Origin of the sequence: Acinetobacter sp. V2, from assembly GCF_001188385.1 — a bacterium.
In the GTDB taxonomy this organism is placed as follows: domain Bacteria; phylum Pseudomonadota; class Gammaproteobacteria; order Pseudomonadales; family Moraxellaceae; genus Acinetobacter; species Acinetobacter oleivorans.
Window position 1 is genome coordinate 592,269 of sequence record NZ_JZFB01000001.1, and the last position, 12,252, is coordinate 604,520.

At 35.4% G+C, this 12,252-nt stretch carries 11 protein-coding genes; 5 read left to right on the forward strand and 6 right to left on the reverse strand.

All coding sequences use genetic code 11. From position 1 onward, the window contains the following. The coding region (locus UC75_RS02760; protein WP_228137040.1) for a TonB-dependent siderophore receptor at positions 1 to 1,614 on the forward strand (1,614 nt) is incomplete at its 5' end. Positions 1,615 to 1,669: 55 nt separating this feature from the next. On the opposite strand, the gene UC75_RS02765 is transcribed toward UC75_RS02760, so the two are convergent. Next, the gene (locus UC75_RS02765; RefSeq protein WP_004792497.1) at positions 1,670 to 3,088 is read right to left on the reverse strand and encodes an aspartate ammonia-lyase; all 1,419 of its coding nucleotides are present in this window, start codon (positions 3,086 to 3,088) and stop codon (positions 1,670 to 1,672) included. A 413-nt stretch (positions 3,089 to 3,501) separates the two neighbouring features. On the opposite strand from UC75_RS02765, the gene UC75_RS02770 reads away from it, so the two are divergent. From UC75_RS02770 to UC75_RS02785, 4 genes are all read left to right on the forward strand, one after another. Beyond that, positions 3,502 to 3,684: a hypothetical protein gene (locus UC75_RS02770; RefSeq protein ID WP_049836598.1), complete on the forward strand. Its 183-nt coding sequence runs from the start codon at positions 3,502 to 3,504 to the stop codon at positions 3,682 to 3,684. A 111-nt stretch (positions 3,685 to 3,795) separates the two neighbouring features. Continuing rightward, on the forward strand, positions 3,796 to 4,017 hold the full coding sequence (locus UC75_RS02775) for a hypothetical protein (protein ID WP_080645707.1): 222 nt from the start codon (positions 3,796 to 3,798) through the stop codon (positions 4,015 to 4,017). Positions 4,018 to 4,561: 544 nt separating this feature from the next. Beyond that, on the forward strand, positions 4,562 to 5,455 hold the full coding sequence (locus UC75_RS02780) for a LysR substrate-binding domain-containing protein (RefSeq protein WP_049836599.1): 894 nt from the start codon (positions 4,562 to 4,564) through the stop codon (positions 5,453 to 5,455). A gap of 243 nt (positions 5,456 to 5,698) precedes the next feature. After that, positions 5,699 to 6,592, forward strand: a complete 894-nt coding sequence (locus tag UC75_RS02785; RefSeq protein ID WP_049836600.1) for a LysR family transcriptional regulator — start codon at positions 5,699 to 5,701, stop codon at positions 6,590 to 6,592. 46 nt (positions 6,593 to 6,638) lie between these two features. Here the strand turns inward: UC75_RS02785 and UC75_RS02790 are convergent, their stop codons facing one another. From UC75_RS02790 to UC75_RS02810, 5 genes are all read right to left on the reverse strand, one after another. Then, positions 6,639 to 7,811: a thiolase family protein gene (locus UC75_RS02790; RefSeq protein ID WP_049836601.1), complete on the reverse strand. Its 1,173-nt coding sequence runs from the start codon at positions 7,809 to 7,811 to the stop codon at positions 6,639 to 6,641. Between the two features lie 65 nt (positions 7,812 to 7,876). Continuing rightward, a complete protein-coding gene (locus UC75_RS02795; protein ID WP_049836602.1) occupies positions 7,877 to 9,286 on the reverse strand; it encodes a short-chain fatty acid transporter in 1,410 nt (469 codons plus the stop codon). A 115-nt stretch (positions 9,287 to 9,401) separates the two neighbouring features. Further along, the gene (locus tag UC75_RS02800; RefSeq protein ID WP_004792490.1) at positions 9,402 to 10,043 is read right to left on the reverse strand and encodes a 3-oxoacid CoA-transferase subunit B; all 642 of its coding nucleotides are present in this window, start codon (positions 10,041 to 10,043) and stop codon (positions 9,402 to 9,404) included. Between the two features lies 1 nt (position 10,044). Beyond that, the gene (locus UC75_RS02805) at positions 10,045 to 10,749 is read right to left on the reverse strand and encodes a CoA transferase subunit A (protein ID WP_004792489.1); all 705 of its coding nucleotides are present in this window, start codon (positions 10,747 to 10,749) and stop codon (positions 10,045 to 10,047) included. Positions 10,750 to 10,994: 245 nt separating this feature from the next. After that, positions 10,995 to 11,876, reverse strand: coding sequence for a LysR family transcriptional regulator (locus tag UC75_RS02810; protein WP_005305071.1), 882 nt, complete (start codon positions 11,874 to 11,876; stop codon positions 10,995 to 10,997). Positions 11,877 to 12,252: the final 376 nt, after the last annotated feature.

Genomic DNA, 12,252 nt, shown 5'->3' on the forward strand with positions numbered 1-12,252 from the left:
GAAGGTGGCTATACACTTGCAACGGATGTAGGCGGCTTTTTAAATGATAATTTTGGCTATCGAATCAATTTAGCGCATGAAAGTATTCATCCAAATGTTGATCATGCAAATGGTAAGCGTGAGTTTGGTTCTGTTGCTTTAGACTGGAAAATTAATGATCGCTCTAAATTACTGTTTGATATTGAAGCTCAGCATCAAAGCCAACGCTCAGTACCGGGCTATCAACTGCTTGATGGGCAAGAAGTACCAACAAATGTAGATCAAGACCGTTTATTGGGGTATCAGTCTTGGAGTAAACCAGTTGTAAATAACAGTGTAAATGCGAGTTTAAAATATCAATATGCATTTAACGATCAATGGAATGGTAGCTTAAGTGCGTCTCAAAGCCGTGTTGTGATTGATGATTATATTGTGTTTCCTTATGGAAGTTATTACTCATCGGGTAATCCACTCGCGGTATTCGATAAAGATGGCAACTATGATCTTTATGACTATCGTAGCCCAGATGACACACGTATAACTAATCAGTTTTCTGCTGGGTTAGAGGGTCAATTCAAGACGGGTAATATTCAGCATCAGGTAGCTTTTGAATTGCAAAATACACGTAAAAACCTGAAGCGTTATGATCCGAGCAATCAACTTATTAAAAATGAAATTGGCAATATTTATGTTGATAAACCAGACTTTCAAATGCCAACTGAAAAATTAGGTAATCGTTTTAAAGCTCTGGAAAGCAATCAGACTGCATTTACTGTATCTGACCGAGTTCAATTTAACGATCAATGGTCAACTTTATTGGGTGGAAAACTTATTCACCTTGATGAGCAAGCCTATCAGCCGGATGGGCAGCAAAGCCGAGACACAGATTTAAATAAGTTTTTACCGCAATTAGCGCTTATGTATAACCCAACTGCTAAGACTAATCTTTATGCTTCATATGCGAAAGGATTATCAGATGGTGGTGAAGCTCCATGGTATGCAGAAGCGAATGCTTATCAAGTCCTATCACCTAGAAATTCTGAACAATATGAACTTGGTGTTAAGCAACAAATACGCAACTTTTTATTAACAGCAGCAGTTTTCGATTTAAAACAAGATAATCAGTATACGAATACAAATTCTGAAGGTAAGTTAGAATTTGTTGAACAAGGCGAACAACACAACCAAGGTATTGAGTTAGGTTTAACGGGTGCTTTAACCGATACACTCGACGTAAGTTCAGGCGTTACCTATACCAAATCTCGTCTTGTTGATATTGATAATGACAGCTACAAAGGTCATCAAACTCAAAATGTGCCGAAAGTCCGCGCAACTGCGCAGTTATCTTATAAAGTACCTTCAGTTGAAGGGTTAAGATTACTCAGTGGTATACAATACAGTAGCAGTAAATATGCAAACAAAGAGGGAACGGCAAAAGTAGGCGGATACAGTGTCTTTAATATTGGTGCTGCCTATAAAACAAATTTTGCTGGGCATGACACGACCTTGAGATTCAATATTGATAACTTATTTAATAAGAAATATTGGCGTGATGTAGGGGCATTTATGGGGGATGACTATTTATTCTTAGGTAATCCACGTACAGCCCAGTTCTCTACAACTTTCAGTTTTTAAAATATAGAACAAATAAAAAAGGAGCTTATAAAAGCTCCTTTTTTATTTTCAGGAATTAAGCCGACATTTTTGGTTTAACCATATTATTAATCGACAAGATATCATCAAGCACTTGTGCTGATAATAAGCCTTCGTTCTGAACAAGTGCCAATACACTTTGTCCAGTTTCGTTTGCAGTTTTAGCAATACGAGTTGTAGTTTCATAACCCAAATATGGGTTAAGTGCAGTCACAATACCAATCGAGTTTTCAACTAAAGCTTTACAGTGTTCAGGGTTTGCCGTAATCGTATCAATACATTTACTTTGGAACATTGCCATCGCGTTACCAAGCAAATCCATAGATTCAAATAGTTTGAATGCAATAAGTGGTTCCATTGCATTTAACTGTAATTGACCAGCTTCAGCAGCTAAAGTTACAGCCAAATCATTTGCAATAATTTGGAAGCAAGCAAGGTTCATCGCTTCAGGAATAACAGGGTTTACTTTACCCGGCATGATCGAACTACCCGGTTGACGTGCTTCTAAGTTAATTTCATTGATACCAGTACGTGGACCACTTGAAAGTAAACGCAAGTCATTGGCAATTTTTGAAAGTTTAGTCGCGGTACGCTTTAATAAACCAGATAAAAGAACAAAGTCACCCATATCTGAAGTTGCTTCGATTAAGTCAGGAGCAGACTTAATTTTCTTACCAGAAATTTTTCCAAGCGCTTGAATCGCAAGTTCACGGTAACTATATTCAGTGGTAATTCCTGTACCAATCGCGGTACCACCAAGGTTCATATAAGCTAGAACATTTGGAATGAGCGTATTAATCTGTTCAAGATCTTTTTGTAGAGTTACTGCAAAAGCACCAAACTCTTGACCTAAGGTCATAGGTACAGCATCTTGTAACTGAGTACGACCCATTTTTAAGATGTGAGCAAATTCTTGAGACTTGTTGCGGAAACTTAAGATTAAATTATTAAAAGGAAGGTTTAATTCATCTAAGCTTAATAACAAACCTAAGCGAATCGCAGTAGGGTACACGTCATTTGTTGACTGTGACATGTTAATGTCGTTATTAGGATGTAGATACTGATATTGACCTTTAGAATGTCCCATATATTCTAAAGCAACATTCGCCAATACTTCATTTGCATTCATATTGGTTGAAGTACCAGCACCGCCTTGCATCATATCAATCGGGAACTGGTCATGAAAATTACCGCGAATAAGTTGATTACAGCTGTATTCAATCGCTTCAAATTTAGTTTGATCTAAGCTTTTAAGATTATAGTTTGCTTCAGCACAAGCAAGTTTTACCATTGCTAATGCTTTAATTAAATGAGGGAAATTTCCAACTTTGCTTTGTGTTAAGTTAAAGTTTTCTAGAGCACGTAATGTTTGAACTCCGTAATAATCATTATTATTGATTTCTCTATAACCAATAAGATCCTTCTCAATACGGGTGGTAATTTCAGCGTTCATCATTAAACTTCGAATTAGTAGAGTAGATAATTCATATTAGATTTCGAAATGCTTCACTTCTAATGCATTTATCAAGTTAATTATGCATTTTTTGCATATCAGTTTTTTCCTTTTCTAAACCTAAAAATAAAAAAACTTTTTTCTTTACGAATTACATCTAAATTTTATTTTATAAATTAATGGTTTATTTTTTAGATAAATTAAAAATAAAAAGTTCGATGATGAACTAAATGAAGATGTAATTTGAAAAAGAGTGGCATGCAAAATTTTAGACTTGTTAATTTAAGTGAAATATCAACTAATTTAATGAGGGTAATTAAATCGGAAGTGTAGCTTGTCTAACAAATTTATATAAAAATGTGATGCATTTCACATAAAAGACACTATAATACGAAAAAATCTTAGTTTTTAAGTTTATGTTAAAAGTCACAGCCGCATTAATCATTTTGAGTAGTTTTACATACTATGTACTTTTTCATAGTGAAGAGAAAAGTGAGTCTAAAACTTCCCGTTTACTTAAAGACGCGGAGCAATCGATTGCTTCTGCTGAAAGTTCAGTAAACAAAGCCAATAGTATTGTACCAATATCTTATAAATAGCCACGGTTACTCAGCCTAACTATTTTATATTAACCATCAAAATATTGTTTTATCTAAATTTTATTAAAATTTAGATAAAAGACTGTATGTATAGAGACAAAATTCATGAGAATGAAGTTTATCGCCTATGATCCCAATTCTGGGGAAAAAGTAAGCTTAAAAGAGCATATCCATCACATGGATAAATACACCACTTATATCTTTTTTAGTGATGAAAAAGATAATATGGTATTCAATCCGCAGAAAAAGCAAGTTTTTGAAATTACTCAATATACAGCGAATATGATGGTTGAAATTTCAAGAAAGCTATATTATCTGATTGGTGAATATTAAAAATTTATTTCAGGTCAATCTCGGATAGATACTTTAGTAGAATAGTCAGGTTTATTTAGTTGAACTATACTGCAAATATATCTTCTGATTTGAACTAATTGATTAGATCAGAAAGCTTAAATCCTGAAATAATCAAATTAGCAAAATTTTAGTTTTACAGTCCGTATTCTTCCCCAAGGTGCGGACTTTTTTTATTAAAATTAAGACATGATAAAACGATGAGGGTATTTTTGGTTTTTATTAAAACTTAAATCGTTATTTACTTGATTTATATCAACCTTACTTTTTGATTTAAAATAATTTTTAGAATAATAATTTTATATTTTTATGAGTTGTTGCGCTAAATGAAAGTCTTTTATTCTCTTACACTCTTTTCTATGTCAGAATTATTAAATACTTACTTTTATCGTTTGGCTTTGCCATCCTTCCATCGCATTTTTGCAGGTACTCCCATGTTTTATATTTTTCATTCATCTATTCAGCTATTTATTCAGCTTCCCAAGCAGACAAATTAAGGACATAACTATAAAAAGGGAATGCAAAAATGAACTTAGAAGTACGTTGGGTAGAAGACCTTTTGACACTTGAACGAGAGCGTTCTATTTCAAAAGCAGCCGAAAAACGATTTATTAGCCAATCTGCTTTTACGCGTAGAATTCAGCAAATAGAAGAGATGATTGGAGCTGAAGTCATTATTAGAAATAATAAAAATAATATTGAATTTACAGACATCGGTCGAATTATGTTGGTCATGTCTAAAAATATTGAGAAGCAGGTAGAAGAAACAGCCAAGCTGATTAAAAACATCAAAAATGAAACCGAATCTACGATTCGTTTTTGTGTAGTCCACTCATTAGCATCTGGTTTTTTAACGACTTTTTTAAAAAAATTCCCAACGTTTATGCGTGATTTAAAAATCGAAATTGTCGCAACGAACAGTGGTGAGGGCTTATCTCTTTTAAAAGAAGGTGCCTGCGATTTTATGATTTGTTATGCAGATCGATCTAATATTAATCGTGTTGGTGATGATATTTTAAGTGGAATCAAGATTGCTGAAACAGAGATTGTTCCTGTCTCAGCTACCGAAGCGGATCATACGCCTAAGCATACAATTCAAACTAATTTTTCTTTGCTTGCTTATAGTAAACATGCTTATTTGCGAAAATTGGTAGATCAATTGATTGAAGGTAAATTGATTTATAAAACCTTATACGAGACTGATAATGCTACTAATTTGAAGGAGCTTGTATTACAAGGTCTAGGGGTGGCATGGATTCCAAAAATTAATGTTGAGGAAGATCTTGCTAACGGAAAACTGGTCATGTTAGATCATCATGAGTATTGTCTTCCTCAAGATATTTATATTTTTAAAAATAATTTGAGTGATAACAAATCAGTCCAGCAAATTTGGAAAGGTTTTCAAATTCAGCATGATTAAATTTTAAAAAATTTATAACGATATGAGCTGTATTCACTAGATTTATATACAAAGTAACCAAATAAAGAGGCAATGCTTTTGTCTTTATGATGAAAGGCTTTATAAAGCATTGCCCATGGTCTAGATTCTTTGTTAATTTAGGCGATATATCAATAATCTAAAAACAGATTTAGCATTTTTATCTAAGTTATATCTGTTTTCAGTCCTTTTTGAATGGATTATTTGATCCAGACGGAGACAATTTTGTTTGATCTAGATAGTAGATTACTAAATATTTTTTATCATATTTATCGGTTTAAAAGCGTTTCAATGGCTGCCGAGGCTATTGGCCTTACACAACCGAGTGTTAGTAATGGACTGAACAAAATCCGTCAGCATTTTAATGATCCACTTTTTATTCGTGTTGGAAATGAAATGATTCCAACCGAATTGGCTAAAGAAATCTTTCCACTTATTAGTGAAGTGATTGATAAAGTTGAAAGCATTAATAACTTTAGTGTGAACTTTGATCCGCTAACTTCTGATCAGCTTTTTACAATTGCGATGACAGATGTGTCTCATCTGGTCTTATTACCGCAACTAACCAACTATTTAAAAGAGAAAGCACCTTTAATTCGCTTGAATATTCGGCCGATTACACCAGAAACTAGCTATCAAATGGCAAATGGTGAAATCGACCTTGCTATTGGCTTTTTACCTCAATTAGAAGAAGGCTTTTATCAACAAAAGTTTTTTAAACAGCATTACGTAGTGATTAGCTCTAAGAGCCATCCTCGTTTAGACCCAAATAATTTTACTTTAGATGATTATATGCGTGAATATCATATTGATATTGATGCAGGAATCGGGCACTACCATATTAAAAATGAATTACAGAACAAAGGATTAGATCGAAATATTTTAATTCGATTACCGAGCTATCTCGGGGTAGGATTAGTCGTTCAAGAAACAGACGCAATCGCAACGGTGCCGTATTATTTAAGCCAAGTCTTATTGGTGAGAGAAAATTTACAGATTTTACCAGCACCTCTAGACTTCCCAACTTATGATGTTAAACAACATTGGCATATGTCTTGCCATCATAAAAGTAGCCATAAATGGTTCCGACAAACTTGTTATGAACTTTTTAAAGTCTAAAAAAAGGTGTAAGAAAAACTCTTACACCTTCTGTGTGGTTTGATTTTTAGATTTCAATTGCGACAGCTGTAGCTTCACCACCACCAATACATAACGCAGCAACACCTTTCTTTTTACCTAGGCGTTTTAAAGCATAGATAAGAGAAAGAATAATTCTTGAGCCAGTTGCACCAATTGGGTGTCCTAAAGCACAAGCACCACCATGTACGTTGACTTTTGCTTCATCAATGCCGAGTTCGTGAATTGGTGCCATTGCCACCATTGCAAAAGCTTCATTAATTTCCCAAGCATCTACTTCGTCAACAGACCAGCCAGCGCGCTCAAGCACTTTTTGAATTGCACTAATTGGAGCAATGGTAAATTCGCTTGGATGCTGTGAGTGAGTAGAGGTTGCAACAATTTTCGCCAAAGTATTTAAGCCATGGCTTTGAGCATATTCTTCTGTGGTAAGTACTAATGCAGCAGCACCATCAGAAATGGAACTTGAGTTAGCAGCTGTAATTGTTCCGTCTTTACTAAAAGCTGGACGCAATGTTGGAATCTTCTCAAGATTAGCTTTTAATGGTTGCTCATCTTGATCGATAACTTCGACACCTTTACGTGTTTTGACTTCAACAGGAACAATCTCGTCTTTGAAGTAACCTTCGGTAATGGCAGTTTGCGCTTTTTTCAAAGAAGAAATCGCAAAGTTATCCATTTGCTCACGTGTAAAACCTTTGGTGTTTGCCATGTCTTGAGCAAAAGAACCCATTAAGCGGCCTGTTTCTGCATCTTCAAGACCATCTAAAAACATATGGTCCTTAATTTCACCATGTCCCATACGGTAACCACCGCGAGCTTTCGGTAAAATATAAGGTGCATTGGTCATAGATTCCATGCCACCTGCAACAATAATATTGGCACTACCAGCTTTTAATGTGTCTGAAGCCATTAACACCGCTTTCATAGCAGAACCACACAGTTTATTAATGGTGACTGCACCCACATGATCTGGTACACCAGCTTTACGCATCGCCTGACGAGCAGGACCTTGACCTATGCCTGCACTCAATACGCAACCAAAAATAACTTCATCTACTTGGTCAGGTGCAACACCTGCACGTTGAATAGATTCACGAATTACAGCCGCGCCAAGTTCTGGTGCAGTTAAAGCGGATAGGCTGCCTTGAAAACCGCCCATTGCAGTACGGCTACCTGAAACTATAACAATTGAACTCATCTTAATATCTCTTATTGATGTATTTGTTAAATTTGCCTTTAGCCGAAACTAAAAGCTCCAGTAAATTAAAAAGTGGGTGGGGTGTAGCTAAGCGTTCTTCCAAAGAACCACAATAAAAATAAAACTAATGGAAAATGCACAACAAGCTGAGTGACTGTAAAACCAATCACATCTTTTGCTTTTAGTTTTAAAATGCCTAACATTGGAAGCATAAAGAATGGATTGATTAAATTTGGTAAAGCTTCGGCTGCATTATAAATTTGTACAGACCAGCCCAAATGAACTTTCAAATCATTTGCTGCTTGCATGACATATGGCGCTTCGATAATCCATTTTCCACCGCCAGAGGGTACGAAGAACCCAAGGATGGCAGAGTAAATTCCCATTACAATTGCAAAGGTTTCTTTTGATGCGATTGAAACGAAAAATTCGGCAACATAGTGCGACAGCGATAAATCCTGACTGTTTAAAGCTTGCGTCATAATAAAGGCGATGCTTCCGTAAAGTGGAAACTGAATCAAGATTCCTGATACGGCTGGAACTGCCTTTGAAACAGCATTTAAGAAGTTTCGTGGTGTTCCATGTAATGCTAGACCAAGCATTAAGAACACAAAGTTGTATGTGTTTAAGCTTGAAATAGCAATGATTGGATTACTTTTTGAAAATTCAAAAAACATCCAAATTACACCTAAAGCAACCACAATAATCGTTAAAATAGGCGAGTTTTCTAACCAATCGCCCGGACGATTAGATTTCTCCTCATGTGTTTTGTCTTCTTCAAATTGCACATCAAAACTATCAATCGTTTTAACATTATTGCCTTTTGGAGCTGAAAAATATGCAATGGCGATTGAAACAATGACCAAAATAATGGTCATCGCAATTGATTGCCAAAGGAAAATCGTTTCGGTAAATGGAATAACGCCAGTCAGATTGTAAATTGACTCAGGTAAACTGGTTTTATTTGCCTGAAGTTGTGCTGCTGAAGAGCTAATTCCAAGTGCCCAAGTTGCACCCATACCAATGATTGCTGCAGCAGCTGCTGCGCGGTAATCCATGTTCAGCTCTTTACGTTTCGCTAATGCGATCACTAAAAGTGCAGTAAGAATCGTGCTTACTGCCCAATTGACCAGTGAAATTAACAAACTAACCGTTGCTACCAAAACAATAGCACCACGGCCAGAACTTGGAATACGTGCCATTTTTTGGATGAGGTATTTGACGGGCTTAGAAACAGAAACGACATACCCTACAATAATGAGCATAGTCATTTGCAGGGTAAAGGGAATAAGACTCCAGAAACCATTCCCAAAAGAAGTCGCGACATCGTGAATTGGCGCACCAATACCTAAAGCGGCAACTGACACGATAATGACGCCGAGTAATGCAAAAATATATGAATCAGGAAACCATTTTTCAGACCAGTCACTAATCCGAAGAGCAAATCTTTCAAAAATTCCTTGCTGTTTTTCCATAGCTGAAAAATCCTTCTCGTTCTTATTTATAGACAGCACATCCGGTGCTTAAAAGGGTTAAGACTTAAGCTCACTTTCTAACTTAAGTCTTATATTTCTTACTAAAAATTTAATTTTATGCGACTAATGTTTTATAAAATTCGACGCCTGTAACAGCTTGAATCTGTTCAAGCGTGACATCTTTAGCAAGTTCAATCAGCTCAACACCTTGTGGAGTAATGTCCATTACACCTAGGTCAGTAATTACACGATGAACCACACCTTTACCTGTTAAAGGCAAACTACAGTTTTTCACAATTTTTGGCGTACCATCTTTTGCGCAGTGTTCCATAAGCACTACAACTTTTTGTACGCCAACAACCAAGTCCATTGCGCCCCCCATACCTTTAACTTTCTTACCTGGAATCATCCAGTTAGCCAAGTCACCATTTTCAGAAACTTCCATTGCACCTAAAATGGCAATGTTTACATGGCCACCACGGATCATGGCAAAAGATTCTGAGCTTGAGAAAAAAGCAGCGCCAGGGCGAGCAGTAACTGTTTGTTTACCAGCATTAATCAAATCAGCATCTACAGTTTCTTCAGTTGGAAACTCGCCAATACCTAATAAGCCGTTTTCAGATTGAAGCCAAACATTAATATTTTCAGGAATATAGTTGGCAACTAGAGTAGGTAAGCCAATACCTAAATTGACATAAAAACCGTCTTCAAGTTCTTTTGCAGCACGTTGTGCCATTTCATTACGTGACCAAGCCATTTTATACTGCCTCCGTGCTTAAAGTTTTATGCTCAATGCGTTTTTCAGGTGATGCATTCAGTACAATACGGTTTACATAAATACCCGCTAAATGGATTTCATCCGGATCCAACTCACCAATTTCAACAACCTGTTCAACTTCTGCGATTGTAATTTTTCCAGCCATCGCACATTCAGGATTAAAATTTTGAGCAGTTTTACGAAATACTAAATTACCCGCTTTATCTGCTTTATAGGCTTTAACAAGAGCAACATCTGCCGTTAAAGATTCTTCTAAAATGTAGTTTTTGCCATGAAAGGTACGTTCTTCTTTACCTTCAGCAATGAGTGTACCTACACCAGTTTGAGTGTAAAACGCGGGAATTCCAGCACCACCAGCACGTAACTTTTCAGCTAAAGTGCCTTGTGGTGTAAGTTCTACATCAAGTTCACCATTTAAATATTGGCGCTCGAATTCTTTATTTTCACCCACATAAGAAGAAATCATTTTTTTGATCTGTTTGGTTTGAAGCAAAATACCTAAACCAAAATCATCTACACCTGCGTTATTCGAAATACAAGTAAGACCAGTCACACCACTTTGTTTAACTGCAACAATCAGTTTTTCAGGAATTCCGCATAAACCAAAACCGCCAACGGCAAGTGTTTGATTATCTGCAATAACGTCTTTCAGTGCTGCCTCTGCATTGGCATAAACTTTATTCATTCTATTCTTATCCTATATCCCTTAGTAATCTTAGTTTTAGCATCTCAATTCGTGTTATAGAAGTTAATTTTTTTAAAGGATTAATGAGTATATTCAATGAATGCTATCAAATTACCTACAAAAGATCAGACGAACATAAAGAAAAATACTTTAAAAAATCATCTCATAGCATTGAAAATTATAATAATTAATAAATTTAGCTTAAGTATCTGCTTAGCTCATCCTAAAATGCAGTATTTAATTTTTTAAAATTTATATTGAACTAAAGCCTCAATAAATTGAGTCGAAATATTTGAAATTTCAAAGTTCTTTTTATAAACAATTCCTACAGTCTTATGAATAGATTCATCCTTTAATTCAATCAATACGTTATGTTCTTTATCAATGTGTTTAGCAAAGTGCCTTGGAATCGCACTTACTCCAATTCCATAAGCTACAAAACTTGAAAGTGATGAAATTTGATGACATTCAACTTTTAAATCGAGCGTTATATTATTTCGCAAACAATTTTGTTCAACTAAATATCGAACAATTGACGGTTTTTGTAAGGTCACGAATGGATTTGAACAGAGCTCATGCCATGTAATAGAAGATGATTGAGCAAGTGGATGAGTCTTAGGTAATAAAGCTAAGAAATCTTCTTCAAACAGAGGCTTGAATTCTAAGCCCTCGGTGAGATCAGGTTCAAAGCAGATACCAAGTTCAAAAATACCGTCTTGTACTTTTTCTATAATAGTTTCATTTGGAATATCTTGAATTGAAAAGTTCAGGTTGGGATGAAGTTCTAAAAATTGATGAATCACCTCAGGTAAAATTGCATGAGTCACAAAGGGCATTGAGGCGATACTTAAGGTTCCACGGTTGAGCTTAAAACGTTGTTTAACATCATTTTCCATTTCATCCCAGTTGGCGAGTAATTTTTTAGCATAGGGAATCAGGGATTTACCTTCTTGGGTAAGCTCAACGCGACGTGTGTTACGGTTAAACAATTTACCGCCTAACTCTTCTTCTAAACTCTTGATGGTGAGACTTAAAGCAGACTGGCTTAGATGTAGCTCTAAAGATGCATTGGCATAGTTAAGGGTACGTGCAAGAGCTAAAAAAGCTTTTAATTGTTTAAGCGTCATTTCATTCCTTTAGATTGCTCAGCTTACATTGGGGTGAATTACTTCAAATATAGTATATTGATTTAAACAGTCAATTGGTTCACGTTCTTACTCAAGCTTTAAAGTAATGTTAATAGCCGTTTGAGGTATGAAAACCAGAATATTTACGATTTGTTGATGGTTTTATAAAACCAATTAACTATAAGAAAGGCCCGGACTCTTATAAATTTTTTTGATGAGCATATTGGCGATTTTTACGCTGTTAGGATAATTTTATCAGTTTTATGCTGCATTATTACAGTGCAAAGATGTAATAATGCAATTTATATTAAATGACCATATAAGCAACAAAACTAATTTTTGTAATTGGCTCGAATTAATTCGAGCCAATTACAAA

Coding starts and splice junctions, on each gene's coding strand:
- UC75_RS02770 (WP_049836598.1), top strand. CDS start 3,502: ATGTTAAAAGTCACAGCCGCATTAATCATTTTGAGTAGTTTTACATAC.
- UC75_RS02795 (WP_049836602.1), bottom strand. CDS start 9,286: ATGGAAAAACAGCAAGGAATTTTTGAAAGATTTGCTCTTCGGATTAGT.
- UC75_RS02765 (WP_004792497.1), bottom strand. CDS start 3,088: ATGATGAACGCTGAAATTACCACCCGTATTGAGAAGGATCTTATTGGT.
- UC75_RS02805 (WP_004792489.1), bottom strand. CDS start 10,749: ATGAATAAAGTTTATGCCAATGCAGAGGCAGCACTGAAAGACGTTATT.
- UC75_RS02780 (WP_049836599.1), top strand. CDS start 4,562: ATGAACTTAGAAGTACGTTGGGTAGAAGACCTTTTGACACTTGAACGA.
- UC75_RS02800 (WP_004792490.1), bottom strand. CDS start 10,043: ATGGCTTGGTCACGTAATGAAATGGCACAACGTGCTGCAAAAGAACTT.
- UC75_RS02810 (WP_005305071.1), bottom strand. CDS start 11,876: ATGACGCTTAAACAATTAAAAGCTTTTTTAGCTCTTGCACGTACCCTT.
- UC75_RS02790 (WP_049836601.1), bottom strand. CDS start 7,811: ATGAGTTCAATTGTTATAGTTTCAGGTAGCCGTACTGCAATGGGCGGT.
- UC75_RS02775 (WP_080645707.1), top strand. CDS start 3,796: ATGAAGTTTATCGCCTATGATCCCAATTCTGGGGAAAAAGTAAGCTTA.